Below are 18,787 nucleotides of genomic sequence, written 5' to 3'. Positions count from 1 at the left end.
GCCCGCTAGATGCTTTCTTTACTGATGCTGTCCGCTTTCCGCCATTTCATCGTCACTGATTGGCGTGGCGTTTTTGGTCAGCACTCCAGCTTTACGTTTTTCCTTCAACCTATAGCTTTCTCCTTTGATATTCAGCGTGGTTGAGTGATGCAGCAGCCGATCCAGGATCGCCGTAGCCAGCACGTTATCTCCAAACATCTCTCCCCAGTCTGCGAAGCCTTTATTTGACGTCAGGATGATGCTCGCTTTTTCATATCGACGGTTCAGTAGCCGGAAGAACAGGCCGGCTTCCTCTCTGGTCATTGGCAGATAGCCTATTTCATCCAGGATCAGCACCCGGACATAACTCAGTTGCTGTAACTGGCGCTCCAGCCGGTTTTCCAGTTTCGCTTTCATCAGCGTCGCGATCAGTCTGTCCAGTGGCATGAACAGTACCCGATGCCCTGCATCCGCCGCTTTCACGCCGAGAGCAACGGCCAGATGGGTTTTCCCGACACCTGGAGGACCCAGCAGGATTACATTCTCGCAGCGCTCCACGAACGCCAGACCGGCCAGCTCCCGGACAACCTTACGATCGATGCCCGGCTGGAAGGTGAAGTCGAACTGCTCCAGCGTTTTGACCCATGGCAGACGCGCCTGCTTCAGTCGGGACTCCATGCCGCGCTGATGTCTGCCGTTCCACTCCTGCTGCAGCGCCATGCACAGGAACTCCCGGTAGTTCAGCTCTTTTTTAGCCGCCTGCTCCAGCAGGCTTTCAACGTGATAGCTCAGGTGCTCCATTTTCAGGCGACTCAGCAGCGCTTCAAGTTCATGCATCACAGCAACTCCTCATAAGCACTCAGTGGGCGATGTTCTACCATGCTGACCTGCTGCCAGAGCGGGGCGTGGTGTTCCGGCACAGTCTGCCAGCCAGACGATGCTGAACAGAGTCGGTGTGACGCCACCTGTTGCTCATTGCTGTAGATCCGCAACTCATCATCCAGTGAGATCCGTATTGAGACCGGCTGTCCACACAAGGTTTCAGGAACACTGTAACGATTGCCGCCAACCTCGATATAACTGTCCCAGGACACATGGCGGATGTCGAAGTAGCTGGTATCGAAGTCTGTATCCGGCAACGGCTGCAGATGCTCCTGTTCCAGCGCGAAGCGCTGTTCCGGTGTTTCTTTGAACTGGCGAAGCTCCCGTTTATCAGCAACATCCGCCATCCACTGCTCCAGTTGCTGGTTAACATGAGCGAAGCTGTCGAACGTGCGGTACCGGACGAAGAAGTTCTCCTTGAGATACTTCACCATCCGCTCTACTTTTCCTTTGGTTCTGGCCCTGCGTGGGCGGCAGGCCCGTGGCAGGAAGTCATAGTGATCGGCCAGCAAGAGGAACCCGGAGTTGAACACCACTTTTCCGTTGTTATTTTTCAGCACCGCTGCCTTCTGGTTATCAACCAGCACAGTTTTCACACTGCCATCGAAGTAGCGGAAGGCGCGAACCAGCGACTCATAGGTGTGTTCAGCATCCTGCTTTGGCGCGGCGAAGACATGGAAGCGTCGGGAGAACCCCAGCGTATTAACCGCGAAGTTAACTTTACACCGTAGCCCGGCAACCTCCAGCTCGACTTCGCCCCAGTCGTGCTGGAGCTGATATCCCGGCTGGGTTTCGAAGCGAACCGTTCTTTTTGATGGGCGCATTTTACGTTTGGGCTGGATGTAGTAACGCAGCATGGAACGCCCGCCGGTATAGCCCATTGCCTTAATTTCCGCGAGGATGACCTCGCTATTCCAGACATTCTCGGCCAGGCGCATGTCAATGTAGTCCATAAACGGTTTCAGCTTAACCATTTTGTGGCGAGTCTTTCTGGCTGGCGGTTCAGGGTATTTGAGGTAGCGTCTGACAGTTCGTTCAGAGCAACCCACCTGAGTCGCAATATCGACAATGTACGCACCCTGCTGGCGCATTTGCTTTATCATGTAAAAGTCCTCTCTGCTCAGCATGTTGATGTCCTTTCTGGTGTGAGAACCTAAAGGAAACAACATGTAGGGTGGAGCGGACAATACTAATGGTGAATTACCGTCTTATATCACTGGCGCTAACAATAGTGCGTAAAAAACTTCTCTCGGTGGCCTGTTGGACGTTTACCACTTCTGGTTAGGGCTGCTTTTCTTGATGGTGTGACCACCTTGTATGTAGGCATCGATGTCATTGCGGCAGTTCTCGGTTCCGCGCGGGTTGGGTTCTTTAATGAACTCCTGCATTATGGCGTCACGCTCTTTTTCATGAGCGTTATGCCACTGAATACTTTTTGCGCCACGGTCGCAGCCGATGAGAAGCAGTGCAGCCAGCTGGCCAAACGAAAGTTAATGATTTCGTCCATGCTAAGAATGTATTGCGACGGCAATTATAGCCCTGCAGCGCGCTCGGTTGACCTGCTCCCCTTTATTTAACAAAGGATGATGTTGGCCACGTCCGCCCTTTGCACGAGGCGGACGAGCTAACTGAGCTGAAAGTCCGCCGCGAGTGAGAAACGGAAGTTCGAGATTGTCCCGAATCGAGCCGCCGCCGTTAATCAGTTGTCCCCGCACCATTTCGCGGGGCATTATTGGTTGCCTCGCTGGGCGCGTTTTTCCCTTCTTTTGCCGGAAACGTCATATCTATCCACTTCTGCAAGCCTATGCGGACAGCAGATGTGCCATCACCGCTAGCCCAGCCATATACAGCAAACATTAATGACACTGAGAATGCTGTCGCAAAAAGTTTTGGGACGCCCGAAAACATGAATTTCAGGAACGCCTTACAATATTTCTGGATATGTTCAACAGCGCCCACCGGCTTTGTTACCTGTTTGCTATATTTCTCTGCCCCCGCCAGCAGCTGCTTCAACGCCGTTTTTTCAGCCGCCTTTTTGTCCTTTTCCAGAGCTTTGATCTGCTTTTGGTAGTCCGCCTCTTGCTGTGCAAATATTGTATTCAAACGTAATTCCAATTCGCCATTTACACGGGCTATATACCCATCCAGCGTATCCTTAGCGCTCTTTCGGAAAACCTCTAACTGTCTCGGCGACTGGAGGCATTGATCGTGATATGCCATCAGCTCCGTTTCTATTTCTGGTTCTGTTTTTTCAGCAGCACGGGCATTCCGGGCAAATTCGTCCTTGAACCCTTTATAAATTGCATATGAAATGAGTTGTTCGATGTTATTGGGGTCTTTTACCAGTTCGGTAAAAACCCACTTTTTAGATTGCTGAGCCATAGTTCACCAAAAACAAAAAAAAGCCCCTCGTCAGGGGCTTTTGTCGATAAACCGGAGTTACGCTTTTTTGGTTTTGCGTACCTGATTAAATGAATCCTGCATATATTGACGCCCGCTGCTCTGTGATAATACAGAGCCAGCCAACGCGCGAGCGCGTTCAACTAAGCCTGATGCCGCTGCATTTAACGGAGCCGCATCTTTCGTGCAGCGATAAGCTCGCGCGTTCACTTTGCGTAACAGCGCCCCACCATCAGGACTGTGTACCGATGGCATTTTTGAGTTAGTCGTAACGATTTTCTGCGCAGCGACATTCGCCACGGCTTTTTCAGAAATTTTGCGGATTTCTTCCGGGCTGAGGGCTGGCATACGGCGTAATGTAGTCATTTCGCACCTCCTATTTCTTTTCGTCAGTCTAACACGGACATAAAAAAATGCATCTTTTGATACGGATATTTGATGTTCAAATTGTTGTCCTATCCCTTATCGACACTAACTTGAGATGCTTTAATCGAAAGTATCCCACCAGATTTAATGCCCATGCCGCTGCCAGACTCAAGGCCGCCGAAACGCCGCAATTGCCGTTTCGGGGCTGCGGCTGAGATCGAATTGCGAATGTTAACCTGCTCCCCTTTGAGCAACACAGACTGTTATTAGCTACTTCCGCTTCTGGCACGGAGCGGCCCGTTGAACTCACAGCGAAAAGCGGAAGTTAGTTGCTACGATTAAGGAACTAGGTCGGTTTGGTTCGCAATACTCACATTGCCAATGCATTATGCCGCCTAAGTAGTGAAAGAAATAATAAGTTCATCAAAGGGTAATGTCAGGAGACATACTAGAATATATGACATCATAGGGCCTATAGATGATGAGCGGAAAAATTTATGTATACGATCTTTTTAGACGGAAAAGGCAATGGGGCCCGTGCTACGGGGCTGGGATACAGTCAATTCGTTGAGACTTTTGATACGATCTGCCAAGAACATGTTAGAGACAAGCGTGCCAGGGCCTTTGCGTTTATTTTTTATGACATGAACCATGGCCCCGTGAGAAGTGCTCTGAAAAGTGCCCGGGGGTTTGAAATACTCAATGCGGAAACAGGTAAAGATATAACACTTTTTTACCTCCATGCTGCGGCGACTGAGTTGCACGCAAACACATTTAATTTGCATTTCATGCAGGCGCTAGGCGTTGCAGATCAGATTGCACTGCCGTGCATTGTTTTTTTTCGCGTAAATGGCGATGAAATTGGTGACATCAACTTCAGATGCATTGATGATCAGGTCGATGATGAACATTTGATTGTCGAAGCAATGCGCCGCGACATTGCAGAGTACACTACCAGCATAAATGCAGAGGGCGACCTTACTCCTCTAATAAAAGTTGCAGGCTGGTTGTCAAAAACAACATTTAACCTTGCTCTGAACTTTCCATAAACACTGATACGCGCTAAATTCCCCAAAGATACCCAGCCTCGCTTTAAACAGCGGGGTTTTTTTTTGCCCGTAATCTGGAGTAGCACAGCATATGGCCTACGATCCGCAGCAGCAACGCCCTGAACAGCAGGTTGATAACAATAACCGCCAAGGGCTGAACATCCAGCAACCCGGTGAATCCAGAGATTTTGATCACCAGTTCTTTTCTCCTGATAACTGGAACAAAAAGCCGGTAGAAGCCAGTGCGACGCTGGGCGATATTGGGAAAGCCGTTGTAGCTGCGCCGCTGGATATGGTGGCGGCCGGTGCGGAACTATTTCGCGCAGGCAACCAGATACTGGATAACAAACAGGCTGAACAGGGCGCCGCTAACCCGCTGGGACTTGATGAGCAGATGGTGCAGGTCATGCGCCAGAATGCAGGTAATCCCTTGTCGCGGGCAGGCAATGCGATTATTCAGGGCGTGGGCAATCTTGCTGGGACAGCATCACAGAAAATCAAGGATTCCTACAGCGAAGGTGCGAAGAAAGCGGCCTCGCTGGACTTTGTTAATGCGGAGCGGGACAAAGATGGCAATATTATCGGGTTACGCGCCGGTGAAGGTCTGTTTGATAAAGATGCCTGGTTGCTCAATGCTGTCCCCTCCATCGCGCAGATTGTAACTTCGGGTGGAATGTCCAAACTGGGAGCATCAGCCGCAAGGGAAATGGCTGAGCGTGCCACGTTTAATCGGCTTAGCCAAAAGATGCCGGAAGAAGCAGCACGACAACTTGCAAAAGAGACGGCAGACCGTGCGGCGGCAGTAGCGGGCAAAACCACCTTTGTCAGTACCATGGCGGGATCTGCACAGGGGCAGGGCGGAATAGATATGCGCCGTGAGGTCAACTCGCTGTCATTCAATGACCTGGCACAAAGCAAAACATTCCAGCAGGCTTTCGCGGACATTGATTCTGATCCTCAGCATGCCCAGTTGGATGACACGCAAAAACTGACGCTGGCACGCAACATGACGGCAGATCGGGCAGCTACATCCGTCACGGCAGACCCACACCTGCTGGCGGTGAATATTGCGGCATCAACACTGGGTGATCATACCTTACTGTCACTGTTAACCCGGAAAGCAGCCGCCAGTGTCCTGAAAGGAATTGCTGCCGGGGCCGTAGCTGAAGGAACAACTGAATTTGCCCAAGGAGCAGGTCAGCGCTATGCCCAAAACCAGCAGTTGATTGACACTGCCGGGCAAAACATTGATCCGATGAAGGGGGTTGTTGATACCGGGTTGAACAATGCAGTAGTCGGCGCGGGCATGGGCGGTGCTATTGGTGCGGTAGGTGGCATGCGTGGGAAAACAACGGGGCGACAAACGGAAACAGAAGCGGCAACCGATGACGCGACCGGTAATCAACAACCTGCCAATGGTGATACGCCACAAGTTGATGTGCCTGAATGGAAAGCATCAGGTCAGGAATCATCGGAAGGGAGCGGTTCATCCATTCCGGTGGTAAAAATGGGCGATGATTCTCCGCCTCCGGGTTATACCGGCGAATGGCGTGATGGTGGGCCAGTGATATCGGTAACCAGTGGTACGGATAAGCCACAGCAAAATGTAGCGGGTACGCCGCAAAGTCAGATCGATGAATTCCGCGATACGCCCGCTTATCTCCGACAAGATCCGCGCATCCAGGGCTTCGCTGAAGATAGCGAAGTTCAACAAGCTTTATCAGAACAGCAACCATCACCGACCGCTGACGAGTTGATTCAACAGCAGATAACGCAGGGTGATCAGGGTTACACGCCGGAAGAACAGGCTATTTTGCAGCAGGCTGAACACATTCGGGCATCACGCACACCGCGACTTCCTGCGCCGGGGCAAACCTCCGTGATTGCCATGCCGGGGGATATCCACCCACCGGTAACGGATGAGCAGCAAGTCGGGAGCGGGCCACAGTTTGATCATGGTCAGCAAGTCCGTGGGCAGCAGTTTATTCCAGCAGAGCGAAATCCCCAGACAGGGAATGACGTGGGGCGTGCCAGCCGGGTTTATGATGGGGAAACGTCGCCGACTAATGCGATTGAAGATAAAAACATCATTTTCTCAGGTTCACCCACCTTTGACGAAGGGCAAACGGGCCAGCCGCCACAGTTCACGGCTGGAGAAACGAAAAGCCAGCGTCAGGTTCGTGAGTTTGCCCAAACCATGGGCGGTGAGTCTGTACCTCATCAATTGACCGATGGCCGCCACAAGGTCGCGGGTGTCCCTGTCGATGCAGAAACGGAAGCCTATGCGAAAGGTCAGCCGCCCGGTGAACTGAAGATGTTTACCGAAAACCAGCCCTATTCCAGCGAACGTGTGGCACGTTTTTCCAAGTGGGCAAAAATGCCGGGGGCAACGGTGGAATCGGTGGATGGTGGTTATGCCGTTCGCTTACCGACCCAAGAAAAACCCCAGAGCAAGATCACTGATTTTGGCGAGGAACTGCATGGGGCGGCAAAACATCGCTGGGGACAATTCTCAAAAGCGATGGAGGAGGAAACCAGTCCTTCTGATGTGCAGACGCAGCCATTATCTAAAACCTTTCCTCACCCTGAATACACCAAAATGGCCGAGTCGGGCGTGAGTAACCATATCCTTGCCTCACTGGCCGTATTACGGGCGCATATTCCGAATAAACCGGCCCGGCCTTCACATGTGGCAACCTGGGCGGAAAATGTCGTTAGCATGAAATCACTGGCCAATGATTTGCTATCGGGCCATGTCCCGTTTGACGATTTTCAGAAGAACATGCGCAGCCGGGTAAACCTGAGACAGATGGCCGATACGATAGAACTTATTTCGCAGTTTCCTCCAGAACAGATGAAAGATGCCGCCAGATACCGTGTCAGTGTGGGGCATTACACCACGTACAACGGGGAGACATTCCCCCATGGTAAAACGATATATAGCCTGAGTCAGATAAACGGGAGGGCAATTCCGGGCGTCAATGCCGACACACTAGAGGCGTTGCTGCCAATCGCGAAAGCCTATCTTGAACCACAGATCAACATCACAGCAGAAAAACCATCAGGTAAGCCGTCGAAAATTGAGGTGTTCCGCCGCCGAACCGATGGTCAGCTATTCCTTGGATATAAAGGCGGTTCTCATGTTCTGCCGTTAAAGTCGGGTTTTGAAAGTAGCTCGGCGGCCCGAGATTATCTGAAAAATAACCGACCAGTGCTGGAAGAAAAGCTGGAAAAATTGCGCAAGATCTCCCGTGAAGAGCAGCGTAATCCTGAAAATCAGAAACGTACTGGCCCGGAACGTCGTAAAGGGGATGTGACGCCCGAACAGTTCAGTGATGCGTTTGGTTTTCGTGGTGTCCAGTTTGGTAATTACGTTGAAGATGTAAGGCGGCATGCTGATCTCAATGATGCATTTGATTCATTGAGTGACATGGCTGACGTGCTAAACGTGCCAGAAAAGGCACTGTCGCTGAATGGTGAACTGGGATTGGCTTTTGGTGCGCGTGGGCGTGGCGGCAGCAATAGTGCTAAAGCGCACTATGAACCGGGTGAAGTGGTCATCAATTTGACCAAGGGAAAGGGGGCGGGTTCTCTGGCGCATGAGTGGTTCCACGCGCTCGATAATTACTTTGGTCAGGCGGATCGAAACGGTTATGACAATAAAGGACGCGGTGATGGTTTTATGTCGGCATCATCCCGTCGCCATCGTGTCATTCAGAATGGGAAGTGGGTAGAGGCTACTTATCCGGTACGCTCGGAAGTTTATGATGCTTTTAAAAGGGCAATGACGGCTGTTAAAAACAGTGGCATGGCTGAGCGGGCGGCAGTGCTGGATAGCGCCCGCAGCAAACCTTACTGGGCAACGAATCTGGAAATGGCGGCACGGGCATTCGAACGTTACATTCTGGACAAAGCGGAACGCGCTGGCATCAGTAATGAGTACCTGGTGAATATTCGCAAGGCCAATGAGCACGCCGACCCGAAAACTTATGCTTACCCGACACAGCAGGAGTTGGATGGCGGCGTCCGTGACGCTTTTGATGCTCTTTTCCGAACGTTGAAAACCCGAGAGACAACGCGGGGAACCGCCTTCTATTCACGACAAAACGCCTCCAAATCTGGGGGCGTTTCTGTTTCTGGTACCGACATCGGCGACGGTAATATTATCCATGATGGCAGCTTCAGCAAAAGCGGCGACAAACCATCAAAGCCTATGACGCGGGATGAGGTTCAACTGGCGTCGGATATGTTTGTTCACCATCTGAATGGTGCGGCAAAGATCAAGGTGAAAGCGGTAGCAACCCAGGCGGAAGCGGCTGCCATGATGCCTAACGGTATCCCCGAGGAATTCGGTACCGTACATGCGATTTATCAACCGGAACTCAGCCGGGCGATCATCATTGCTGAGAACATTGCCAATGGCCGAGAGCTTCGCGCCAAACTGCGCCATGAAATCATCGCGCATCATGGTCTGGCGTCAGTGATCGGGGATGTGGAATATGACCGTATCATGCGCGTGTTGCACCAGACACGCGAAAGCAAGAACAAAGTCATTCAGGACGTGTGGCACCAGGTAGAAGAATCCTATGGCCAGGAGCCATTAGAGACGCAAGCCAACGAGTTTTTGGCACACATGGCTGAGCGTAGTGAACTGGGTAAACTCGGTATGGCGTGGGATCGTTTTGTCTCGTTGCTAACCAACGCGCTGCGTAAGGTGGGGTTGTTGTCTCATGCCGACATCACTCCGGCAGAAGTCCGTAATATCCTGCATACCATTTCTGGCCGCTTCAAGAAAACGGCAATGTATGACGGTGAACAGCCGGGGACACGGGAATTTGATGATACGTTCTCGCGTACCGATGCGTTGTACTCGAAAGCCGATGATGTTGATCCACTGAAACCGTTGCCGGAAGAGGCCGAGCAGTATCGTGCCGATCTGGATAAGGCGATGCGCTCGCTAAGGTCGGGTGATATGTCCATCAAAATAGGTAGAACACCACCGGTGTTACGGGCATTGGGCGCACCGAACCTGGATATATACATCAACCGCGATACGGTGCGTAAGTCGACCAATGGTGTAAAACATGATGTTCCCATTTCTGTCATTGAGCGGTTACCGGAGCTAATGCACGATCCTATAGCGATATATCGTTCGGCCACTCAGGATAATGCTGTGGTGGCGCTGCTCGAAGCAAATGACGTGAAAGGAAATCCTGTTGTTTCGGCTGTTCACCTGAGCGCAGCTCTGCGACGTATTGAAGTCAATAAGATCGCATCGGTTTATGGCACGGAGGATGGTAAGAAAATTAAAACAATGGAGAGGGAGGGACTGATTCTTTATCGCCGAGAAAAAGAAAACCCTGATAACCCTCATTCACAGGGGCTCCAATTGCCCAAGGAGGAGCGTTCTTATCAGGGTTCGGATTCTGCCAATCGCCGATACTCACAGGAGCTTCAATTGCCGAAGGAGAGCGACCCCGCAGAATCAAGTAAAAATATACTCTCATCCGCCGATATCCGCAAGAATCGGGCGCGCTATTCTCGCTCTGCCAGCCCTGCGATGGACGCTGAAACCTCCCGTAAAATGGGCTTCAACGTCGAAAAAGGCTGGTTTGATAAAGCTAAAGATTTCTATCAAATGGCCGCCGATAAAGATCGGACAGAGCTTAAGCAGTGGTGGCAAGAAACTTTCCGCAAACTGAATACCAAAACTTTTGACGGCCTGGCACCGCTGAAGTATGCCGAGGATCAGGTGGATAAATCAGCGGCTACCGTCTCCGGGTATACAGCAGCACGCATGGCGGCGGGGGCCGGTTCTGTTTCTGCCGCGGCACTGGAACATGGTCTGGTGCGTTATAACAAGCAGGAGGGGATCACCGAGCGAATACCGGGAACCGGCAAAGCAGACGCTTTGATGGGGATCTTTGATGCTTTGGGCAGTCACCGCGAAAACTTCCTCAAGTGGATTGCCGGGCATCGGTCAGAGCGCTTGCTGGCAGAAGGGAAAGAGAACAACTTCACGGCTGATGAAATTGCCTACATGAAGTCACTGGATCGTGGCAATGAAAAACTGTTTTCCGAGCAGAAGAAAAAATATGACGCTTTTATCAAGTCCATTATCGACCTGCAGCAGGATATGGGGCTGATTGATCCCGAAAACCGGGCAACGTGGGAAGATGCCTGGTATCTGCCGTATTATCGTGAAGCAGAAAACGGCGAGACGCACGGTCCCTGGACAACGCGCGGTATTGCCAACCAAAGCAGTACGATCCGCAAACTGAAAGGCAGCGAACTCACTATCAAGGATCCCATCGAAAACCTGTTTAACTATGTCGCCAAATCTGTTGATGCTTCCATGAAGAACGAAGCCATGCGACGGTCGGTGGTTAACCTGGCCGATACCGGCATGTTGGAGGTTATCGACAACCCGAACAAAATGGATTACCAACGGATCGGGAAGAGTGTGGCTAAGGTCTATATCAATGGGCAAGAGCATCTGATCCAGGTCAATGACCCTGATTTATACCGGGCTTTCACCATGATCGATATGCAGCGCAGCCACTCATTGTTTATGCGTGCAGCCCGTCAGGCTAAAAAAGTGCTCACTGTCGGCACCACTTCCATGCCTGATTTTATCATCCGCAACTTTATCCGCGATTCACTCCATTCATGGGCGATTAATGATGGCTTCAAACCGATTCGCTCCTCATGGGATGGCTTGCAAAAAGTGATGCGTGAGGATGACACGTTATTGGACATGATGTTTGCGGGTGCCACCTTTGGTGGTGGATACTCCAACGTTTATGATCCGGCAGGAACCGCGGTCAATATCCGTAAAATTCTGCGCCGTAAAGGATACACGGATAGTCAGATTCGGGAATTCGATTCCTCTATAGTTCGTAACGGTAAAGAGGTCATGGATAAGATCGGCTGGGCGTTGGAAAAATACAAGAAGGTCAGTGAAGGGGCGGAAAACGCAAACCGTATCGCTACCTATGATGTTGCGCTCAAGGAGGGTAAAAGCCGGGCGCAGGCGGCGTTTGAAGCCCGTGACTTAATGGATTTCAGCATGCACGGTGCCAGTAATACCATTATCAACCTGAGCGATATGCTGCCGTTCTTTAACGCTCGTCTACAGGGATTGAGCAAACTGGGCCGGGCTATCAACGATAACCCACGCGAAGTGTTGAAACGTGGTGGGCTGATTGCCGCTGCGACCTTGGCGCTATGGTTGATGAATCGTAATGATGATCGGTATGAGGAATTACCAGACTGGGATAAAGATGCCTATTGGCATGCATGGATCGTCGGGCAGCACATCCGGTTACCGAAACCATTTGAGATAGGGCTTATGTTCGGCACGCTGCCGGAACGATTTGCTCGTGCGTTGGATGGTCAAGACAGCGCGGCAAAATTCGGCCAGATTATGGCGCGTCAGTTTTTTGAAACCATGGCGTTCAATCCGATTCCGCAGGTGGTGAAGCCGATTGCAGAAGCTTACGTTAACTATGACTTCTTCCGTGGCAGCCCAATAGAAAACATGGCTGACCGCAATTTGATTGCCGGCGCACGATATAACCAACAAAGCAGCCTGTTAATGCGTGGAATTGGGGGGGCGACTAACCTCTCGCCGAAGATGCTGGATCATATTGTCCAGGGCTATACCGGAACGTTGGGCGCTTACATTATGGGGGTAACGAATATATTCATGCGTCATCTGGGGGATCACGGTGAGTCTCCCGCTCTGCGGTTGGATGAGTTGCCGGTCATCAAGTCGTTCCTGCGGGGATCTGACCCGGCAAAATCGTCGCAGTTTGCCGATGACTTCTACAAGCTGATGGCCCAGGCTAACCAGATTAACAGCACCGTTAATGCCTATCGCAAGCAGGGCCGCATTGAGGATGCCAACCAACTGGCGCAGAATAACAGGGCGGTACTTTCTCAGCGCCGGGCAATGACAGCAACGCAGCGACAGGTACGTCAACTGAATGACCAAATAGAAATGGTCAGGATTGATAAATCACTGACAGCGGAGCAGAAGCGGGAGCGCATCGATAAGATGCTGGCCCAACGTAATGTGATTGTTCAGCAGGTGGTCGAAAGGGTACATCCTTATTTCAATAAGTAGTTTATTACTTCAACCAACTGCGAATGATCATAATAAAGGACAGCAAAAATAGAGTACCGGCAATGCCTACAATGATGCTGGTAGCGCTGTCCATTTCCATATTTCCTTTGCTGGTTATCAGAAATGCACCGATGATAAAAGGAATCGAAAATACCGGGTGAATAGTGATCATGACGGCGGCCATAATTAAACAAATAGTAAAGATGGTAGATGACATATATATCCTTATAGGTTGAACGAAAATTTTCCGAATTTTTCCTAAATGCTTTATAAGCATTTGATATTATTGATCATATAATAATGGTATTGATAGGTGCCTAAAGCTCAAAAATCATCGTAACTAATTGATATATAAAAATATATTTATAATTTCTCAGCTATAGGAATCGTATTCGGTCTTTTTTTAATACATTGATTTTAAACGATTTATTTTCATTTGTCCGAAAATGTCCGAAATTTGTCCGAAATTCGATATCCGGCCTTTTACAGATAAGTGTATTCCTTTCCCCTTGTATCCAGATACTTATCGGTCATTTTTGCTGACTTGTGACCCAGTAGCTTCTGAGCGAATTCCTTTCCATATGCTTTCTCATATAATCTGCCAGCCAGGCTTCTTATCTCATGAAATGTCGGTGGATTTTCATCAAAAGTGTTCCCTGTCGCGTTCCTCGCTGTTACAAATCCTTTTGTCATCAATTTTAGAGCATCCTGTAATTACATGAAGGCCACCGTAGTGGCCTCTTATCATGCAGCAACAAGTTTGTGCAAGGTTGACGTGTCAACGGTCTGCTGAGCTACCCATAGACTGTAGTTGTCCTGAAGGTTTAGCCAGAACTTCGCCGAGCTACCCAGAACGGCAGATAGCTTTATTGCCATTTCAGGACTGATAGCAGCATTACCCGCAACAAGACGTTGCACAGTGGAAGGCGCTACACCGAGTGCTCTGGCGAGTTCTCTGATACCTACACCCAACTCTTCTAAGGTTTCGGCAATAATTTCCCCCGGATGCGGGGGATTATGCATAGTCATCAGTGGTAATCCTCATAATTAACGATGTAGGCATTCCCATCGATAAATTCAAATGTAATGCGCCAGTTCCCTGTGACGGTTATGGACCATTGCCCTTTTTTGTCTCCGGTTAACGGGTGGAGACTGTAGCCAGGGCGGTCAATATCCTTTATCTCTTCCGCTGCATCAATAACCGCGAGACGAAGTCTGATTTTCCCAGCTTGCTTTGCGTCTATTCCTGCGGTGGAGCCTTTTTCGAAGAACTGACGCAACCCTTTATGCTTGAAGCTTTTAATCATTAATCGCTTTCCTGCTGTTGCGTCATGAGAAACACTATATCAGGTGTTGCGTATAACACAACACTCATTTTTATATTAACCACCTCTGGCTCATTGGCATTTTTTTCTACCCTAAGCCTTCAAGACCACATTTTTGCCATTGGTGCTATTATCTCGGCATTTTTTACCGTGAAAACGTATTACGCAAAACGGAAAGAAGAACGGGAACATCTGGAAGAGGAGCACCGCCGCACTCAGTTACTGGTTGATTATCTGAATGGTTCGGTTTACCAGGATGCTTACAGGTGGACTCTCAATATATCAGTGAATTTTTGCTCTTAGCTTGTCCACATATCGGTAGAAATGATTTTTGAAGACATTTGAAGACAAAAGCGCAAATGATTTCTTGATGCCAGAAGGTAATGCCGATGATTATAAGAGTGCTATTAAGTATAAAATCCAGGAATTTACTGATGCAATTAATGGCGCTAAAAAAGATGATGCTAAAAAGCGCTACCGGAAAGTATTAGCCTCAACGTCCCGGCTAAATTAGAGATAACCACAGCAGTAAAATATTCCAGCAAGTACAAACCAGATTTTATACTGAACATTGGGACTAAGATCGTTGATATCCCTGTAGGAACAGGCACTTATAGTGCCGCAATAACTGCGGTTGAGATTATTTGAAAGAACAGAAAGATGCGTTTAATGATTCTCTCTATTTAACGCAAGAATAACGTCTGTCTCGTATAAAACCCCGTCGTCAGGCAGGATTTGTGTCACTGGATCTACGGGATTAGACAAACAGCCCCATAGATATGAGGCTGTTATCTGATAGAGACTGGCTGGTCTCAGGAGACGGTCAAACAATTCTGAGAATTCAGTTTTACCCCGATACGACCTGCGGCTATCTCGTTTTCAGTATGATTGCCAGCAAAGGCAAAGCCTTTCTTCAGCAAATTCGTCGTATAGTATTTGTTATAGATGAAAGACCACGCTAAGGTCACTAGAAGACTACCCACACCTAAGGTAAATGTGGCTAATATCGCCCATATAACGAAATAACCAATAAAAGTAATGAAGTCTTTTCGGAACAACGCGGGAAGAAAACCAAAGAAAAGACTCGTCCATGAATAGCCATAAAAACCATCCACACACTCGCCCGTTTTGAGGTTTTCCATTTTAATTCTCGTTGCCATTATAGTTAACATCCTCTTTTTTTTCTGAAAGTAGATTGTCTGGCTCACATCTAAATCAACCCAGGGTTTTCTCAGTGGAAGCCGCCGTGCGCCTATACTTCTCTCGAGAAGAATTCTTTTGCACGTGTCTTTTTTGCATCATCCCAAATAAATTTTTGGTGAAATTTCAATGTTCACCTGGCCATTCCCATAATTTGGCTATCCTCCAGAGGAAAATTAAATTGCAGGCTATAAACGTTCACTTACTCAAGGTAGAGACTGTTTATATGTAGTCCAGGCATTGACGAATGGTGCATATTTGTTCGTATGTTATAGATAGCATTTAACCGCACACTGTCACTTTTGAGAAGTAGTCAGATAGAGTTGAACTAACTAACGGCCTAAAAATAAAGGAGAATGTCATGAATTTCAACACCGATGACAAAAAAACAGGAAAATAGGGAAAACTCAACGTCATTCTGGCTGCATTGGGTATTGTCTAACAACCGTGTCGCAATATGCTGGTTATCCCCACTGAAATGGAACAGCTGGAAAGGGTGCGTTGCCAACCGAAAATTATAGACCTGGAATATCAGGTGGTCGGCTGGCGGGTTGTCTCACGGTCAGTGAAAATCGACACCGAATGCCAGAGTTTAAAAGTAGGAGCCAACCAGCAGACGATACGCACCTTGCTGTATTTTTCTCAGTTGGATAATTTTGCATGCCTGTTTTGCTACGGAATGCCAGGATGTCATCAGGAAGCGAGTGATCTAATCACTAATAGTGACCAAAAGTTCGATTTATTCAACAAAGCCGTTAAACTTGAAAAAGATGGCCCATTTTTATTGACTACTACACACAATCTTTGAATATAGAAAGTAAATATAAAAAGGGGAAAATAATGAGTTATAAATTCACTGAGCTTCCTCCTGAAGGTTTAGCAGAGCATTTCCCATGCACGGCCCTAATGCATTGGCCTGAATATGACACTAAGGTTATTGACACAAAGATTAATGGTCGTGATGTGGTAATCCAACTCTGGAAGGGTTTTTGTCCATCTTACATGCCGGGGCTCGTGGGTGGGTTTGGCGCTGAAGTTGGAATTTATTACAAAAGCTGGCAGCCTAAAATGTGGTGGCCGGATCATCAGCATAAGAAAGAAATTAGTTTTACCCTCATTAACCCAGTTACAAATGAGGTTTTTTTTACAGCTGGCCCAGAGCATGTGTGGTGGTTACATAAATGGATGACGGTAGAAAGTTATATGGAATATAAGAAAAATACCAAGATCCCTACATCACCAACTGAATATATACTGAAATATGTAATAGATGGAAAAGAGAGTGTGTGGTAATAATTTTGTCGTCGTAAGCGGTAAGTGCAACCTAATAATTCGCCTGTTGCCTGAGATGTATTTATCGCCGGGAATTTGCACTGAATCTGATTTATTCAACAAGTCATAAAACCCACCTGACGGTGGGTTTTATGTTATCTGATTAGCGTGAACTCACATGCCCTATAAGCCTCTCCAGGTGATCAGATACTGGATAATGAGCTGGCCGCCGGGGACTGGGGCTAAAATACCAGGTAATGCGCTGGAGTATCCAACAACGCTGGAGCCAGTGAAACGACCACAGCCACACAAAAACACTGAAAAATTAACCTCGTCGCTTTGATTAAGTAAGCCTTATATCTTGGGTATTTCACCGGAGCGGTTTTTTATTGTCATTTTATTCATGTGTATTGGTTAGCAGGTCAGTACCGTAGGAGTTATCAATAACACATAGCCATTTCTCGTCATCGTACTTACGAAAGACATAGGTTGCCTTGCGGGTTATGTCATTCTGGATACCATGTATATCTTGAGTCTTCAGCATTGTTTCCATAATAACCAATGCCGTATCGCCAGATTCTATAACCATCATGTCACCCTGGCTGACTTCAATGCTGTGGTTGAAGTATTCAGCGATAGCGATAAAAGCTTTTTTAATCTGCTGTTTACCCACTGCTTGCAACTCTGGTTTGATAATCAGTACGGCATCATCGGAGTAGAAGGTCATTAAGGTATCGAAATCCTCCGCTGTTATAGCGATATCTGCATGTTGTATTAATTTTTTAACCGGATGATCCATAAAAACACCTGGCTAGTAAAGTTGATAACCCAGAGTGCTATATTCCGGCCGGAGGAGCAATAAAAACAGCGGGTGCCGTTTGATAACTGTTAGTACCGATGTAAAAATGGGTCTTCCGCAACTTGGGTGGAGAAATATTGATGAAACTTTCTAGTTAACAAGGATCTAAGCTGTTTTAAGTTATGGATAACGCAATGCCCTCACTTAAGACACTTTTACAGTTACCTTGCGGATGGCAATACGGCCGACAAGTTATTAGTCCTGATGGTATAACCCTCCATCTCCGTGGCAAACGCAAAACAGCACTATGTCCTGAATGCCTTAAGCGCAGCGACTCTGTTCATAGTTGTCGCCGGCGCCGGATACAGCATCTACCCTGCTCAGGCCAGGCTCTATGGCTGATATTTTCCATCCGCCACTGGTACTGTCGTAACCCGGCCTGTCCACGCAAAATTTTTGCCGAGTCGTTGGCTCCCTTCGCAGGTTCACGGCAGCAGTCTTCGCTGGCGTTACAAAATTTACAGCGTCACTTGGGATTAATAGCGGGAGGTGAGGCAGGAAGGCGGGCGGCAACGGCAGTTGGTCTCTGTAGCAGTGCAGATACTCTTCTTCGCAGGGTGATCAATACCCCGGAGCCGAAACCGGCAGGCACGCCCCATGTTGGTATCGACGAATGGGCATGGCATCGGGGTCACCGTTACGGCACGTTAATAGTCAATCTTGATACCGATGGCGTAAAGGCGGGAGCGCATCTGTTACTGCGCCAGCCAGGCTTCCATCAGCTTCGCGCGTGAGCCGTTGGTTGATGCCCTGGCGAATAATAAGGGGCGAAAAAAATTATGCTTCCCGCTTCATCGGGCTGATGTGTGAAAAAGAACCGCAGTTGAAAATAGCGCAGCAACTGGCGCTGGACTTCTACCAGATCCTGAAAACCAAAAACAAGCCACAGCTAGGCAAATGGTTCACTCATGTCAGCGAAAACGGCCCTGTTGAGCTTCAGCGTGTTGCAGCCGGGATGGAAGCTGATGCAGCAGCAATATGTGAAGCTATTACCAGCAGATGGAGTAACGGTGTAGTCGAAGGGCATGTAAATCGCCTGAGAATGCTAAAACGGCAGATGTATGGCCGGGCCAGCTTCGAGTTACTGCGACGACGAGTAATGAGCCCTCTGGCGTAAAGGGCTCCACCCAAGTTGCGGAAGACCCACAATTCAATCGGTATTGACACGTAAAGAAGGACGGGGAGTGGCACCTCTTAATCTCAAGCAGGACGCCTAGGCCGGACATTAAAACCATTCCTGGTGCTTACAAAGCTTTTGCCGCAATAGCGCCCTTGCGGGCGCTTGAGCCATCCTTCCCCGCCCTAAAGTTATCCAAGACAACAGTAA

The 18,787-nt window shown here is 48.8% G+C and carries 15 protein-coding genes and 3 pseudogenes; 8 read left to right on the top strand and 10 right to left on the bottom strand.

The genetic code is table 11. The features are described from left to right. Positions 1-18: 18 nt before the first annotated feature. A complete protein-coding gene (gene istB, locus RS889_RS12735) occupies positions 19-816 on the bottom strand; it encodes an IS21-like element helper ATPase IstB (RefSeq protein ID WP_315707434.1) in 798 nt (265 codons plus the stop codon). Further along, entirely contained in the window at positions 816-1,988 is a 1,173-nt protein-coding gene (gene istA, locus RS889_RS12730; RefSeq protein ID WP_315707433.1) for an IS21 family transposase, read from the bottom strand. Before istA ends, istB begins: the two co-directional genes overlap by 1 nt. Before the next feature lie 186 nt (positions 1,989-2,174). On the opposite strand from istA, the gene RS889_RS12725 reads away from it, so the two are divergent. Beyond that, positions 2,175-2,438, top strand: a complete 264-nt coding sequence (locus tag RS889_RS12725) for a hypothetical protein (protein WP_315707527.1) — start codon at positions 2,175-2,177, stop codon at positions 2,436-2,438. 118 nt (positions 2,439-2,556) lie between these two features. On the opposite strand, the gene RS889_RS12720 is transcribed toward RS889_RS12725, so the two are convergent. Both RS889_RS12720 and RS889_RS12715 read right to left on the bottom strand, forming a co-directional pair. Further along, on the bottom strand, positions 2,557-3,243 hold the full coding sequence (locus RS889_RS12720) for a hypothetical protein (RefSeq protein ID WP_315707526.1): 687 nt from the start codon (positions 3,241-3,243) through the stop codon (positions 2,557-2,559). A gap of 57 nt (positions 3,244-3,300) precedes the next feature. Continuing rightward, on the bottom strand, positions 3,301-3,627 hold the full coding sequence (locus tag RS889_RS12715; RefSeq protein ID WP_315707525.1) for a hypothetical protein: 327 nt from the start codon (positions 3,625-3,627) through the stop codon (positions 3,301-3,303). 497 nt (positions 3,628-4,124) lie between these two features. Here RS889_RS12715 and RS889_RS12710 point away from each other — a divergent pair, with 497 nt between their 5' ends. Both RS889_RS12710 and RS889_RS12705 read left to right on the top strand, forming a co-directional pair. Further along, a complete protein-coding gene (locus RS889_RS12710; RefSeq protein WP_315707524.1) occupies positions 4,125-4,676 on the top strand; it encodes a hypothetical protein in 552 nt (183 codons plus the stop codon). A gap of 91 nt (positions 4,677-4,767) precedes the next feature. Continuing rightward, positions 4,768-12,804: an LPD38 domain-containing protein gene (locus RS889_RS12705; protein WP_315707523.1), complete on the top strand. Its 8,037-nt coding sequence runs from the start codon at positions 4,768-4,770 to the stop codon at positions 12,802-12,804. A gap of 4 nt (positions 12,805-12,808) precedes the next feature. Here the strand turns inward: RS889_RS12705 and RS889_RS12700 are convergent, their stop codons facing one another. The 4 genes and pseudogenes from RS889_RS12700 to RS889_RS12685 form a co-directional block, all read right to left on the bottom strand. Continuing rightward, on the bottom strand, positions 12,809-13,021 hold the full coding sequence (locus RS889_RS12700; RefSeq protein ID WP_315707522.1) for a hypothetical protein: 213 nt from the start codon (positions 13,019-13,021) through the stop codon (positions 12,809-12,811). A 266-nt stretch (positions 13,022-13,287) separates the two neighbouring features. After that, positions 13,288-13,497, bottom strand: a pseudogene (locus RS889_RS12695) (tyrosine-type recombinase/integrase); the annotation flags it as partial. A 51-nt stretch (positions 13,498-13,548) separates the two neighbouring features. Then, positions 13,549-13,833, bottom strand: coding sequence for a HigA family addiction module antitoxin (locus RS889_RS12690; RefSeq protein ID WP_315707521.1), 285 nt, complete (start codon positions 13,831-13,833; stop codon positions 13,549-13,551). Then, entirely contained in the window at positions 13,833-14,111 is a 279-nt protein-coding gene (locus RS889_RS12685; RefSeq protein ID WP_021015725.1) for a type II toxin-antitoxin system RelE/ParE family toxin, read from the bottom strand. Before RS889_RS12685 ends, RS889_RS12690 begins: the two co-directional genes overlap by 1 nt. A 24-nt stretch (positions 14,112-14,135) precedes the next feature. Here RS889_RS12685 and RS889_RS12680 point away from each other — a divergent pair. Together RS889_RS12680 and RS889_RS12675 are read left to right on the top strand one after the other, a co-directional pair. After that, positions 14,136-14,366, top strand: a pseudogene (locus RS889_RS12680) (hypothetical protein); the annotation flags it as partial. Between the two features lie 94 nt (positions 14,367-14,460). After that, positions 14,461-14,643 carry a hypothetical protein gene (locus RS889_RS12675; protein WP_315707520.1) on the top strand — a complete coding sequence of 61 codons (183 nt, stop codon included), beginning with the start codon at positions 14,461-14,463 and terminating at the stop codon, positions 14,641-14,643. Positions 14,644-14,941: 298 nt separating this feature from the next. Here RS889_RS12675 and RS889_RS12670 read toward each other — a convergent pair whose 3' ends face one another. Further along, positions 14,942-15,289 carry a hypothetical protein gene (locus RS889_RS12670; RefSeq protein WP_315707519.1) on the bottom strand — a complete coding sequence of 116 codons (348 nt, stop codon included), beginning with the start codon at positions 15,287-15,289 and terminating at the stop codon, positions 14,942-14,944. 518 nt (positions 15,290-15,807) lie between these two features. Between RS889_RS12670 and RS889_RS12665 the strand changes: the two genes are divergently transcribed. Together RS889_RS12665 and RS889_RS12660 are read left to right on the top strand one after the other, a co-directional pair. Next, positions 15,808-16,137: a hypothetical protein gene (locus tag RS889_RS12665; protein WP_315707518.1), complete on the top strand. Its 330-nt coding sequence runs from the start codon at positions 15,808-15,810 to the stop codon at positions 16,135-16,137. Between the two features lie 32 nt (positions 16,138-16,169). Next, positions 16,170-16,622 carry a hypothetical protein gene (locus RS889_RS12660; RefSeq protein WP_315707517.1) on the top strand — a complete coding sequence of 151 codons (453 nt, stop codon included), beginning with the start codon at positions 16,170-16,172 and terminating at the stop codon, positions 16,620-16,622. Between the two features lie 376 nt (positions 16,623-16,998). Here the strand turns inward: RS889_RS12660 and RS889_RS12655 are convergent, their stop codons facing one another. Then, positions 16,999-17,400: a YybH family protein gene (locus RS889_RS12655; RefSeq protein ID WP_315707516.1), complete on the bottom strand. Its 402-nt coding sequence runs from the start codon at positions 17,398-17,400 to the stop codon at positions 16,999-17,001. Positions 17,401-17,582: 182 nt separating this feature from the next. On the opposite strand from RS889_RS12655, the pseudogene RS889_RS12650 reads away from it, so the two are divergent. Further along, positions 17,583-18,577: pseudogene (locus RS889_RS12650) on the top strand (transposase). Positions 18,578-18,787: the final 210 nt, after the last annotated feature.

Origin of the sequence: Brenneria uluponensis (assembly GCF_032395385.1) — a bacterium.
GTDB classification, from domain to species: Bacteria; Pseudomonadota; Gammaproteobacteria; order Enterobacterales; family Enterobacteriaceae; genus Prodigiosinella; species Prodigiosinella aquatilis.
This window is presented reverse-complemented; position numbering and strand designations above follow the sequence as displayed.

Excerpts from the sequence above, each read along its gene's own strand:
- RS889_RS12715 (WP_315707525.1), bottom strand. The coding sequence starts at position 3,627 with ATGACTACATTACGCCGTATGCCAGCCCTCAGCCCGGAAGAAATCCGC.
- RS889_RS12700 (WP_315707522.1), bottom strand. The coding sequence starts at position 13,021 with ATGTCATCTACCATCTTTACTATTTGTTTAATTATGGCCGCCGTCATG.
- RS889_RS12670 (WP_315707519.1), bottom strand. The coding sequence starts at position 15,289 with ATGGCAACGAGAATTAAAATGGAAAACCTCAAAACGGGCGAGTGTGTG.
- RS889_RS12655 (WP_315707516.1), bottom strand. The coding sequence starts at position 17,400 with ATGGATCATCCGGTTAAAAAATTAATACAACATGCAGATATCGCTATA.
- istA (WP_315707433.1), bottom strand. The coding sequence starts at position 1,988 with ATGCTGAGCAGAGAGGACTTTTACATGATAAAGCAAATGCGCCAGCAG.
- RS889_RS12685 (WP_021015725.1), bottom strand. The coding sequence starts at position 14,111 with ATGATTAAAAGCTTCAAGCATAAAGGGTTGCGTCAGTTCTTCGAAAAA.
- RS889_RS12665 (WP_315707518.1), top strand. The coding sequence starts at position 15,808 with ATGGAACAGCTGGAAAGGGTGCGTTGCCAACCGAAAATTATAGACCTG.
- istB (WP_315707434.1), bottom strand. The coding sequence starts at position 816 with ATGCATGAACTTGAAGCGCTGCTGAGTCGCCTGAAAATGGAGCACCTG.
- RS889_RS12710 (WP_315707524.1), top strand. The coding sequence starts at position 4,125 with ATGTATACGATCTTTTTAGACGGAAAAGGCAATGGGGCCCGTGCTACG.
- RS889_RS12660 (WP_315707517.1), top strand. The coding sequence starts at position 16,170 with ATGAGTTATAAATTCACTGAGCTTCCTCCTGAAGGTTTAGCAGAGCAT.
- RS889_RS12690 (WP_315707521.1), bottom strand. The coding sequence starts at position 13,833 with ATGACTATGCATAATCCCCCGCATCCGGGGGAAATTATTGCCGAAACC.
- RS889_RS12720 (WP_315707526.1), bottom strand. The coding sequence starts at position 3,243 with ATGGCTCAGCAATCTAAAAAGTGGGTTTTTACCGAACTGGTAAAAGAC.
- RS889_RS12705 (WP_315707523.1), top strand. The coding sequence starts at position 4,768 with ATGGCCTACGATCCGCAGCAGCAACGCCCTGAACAGCAGGTTGATAAC.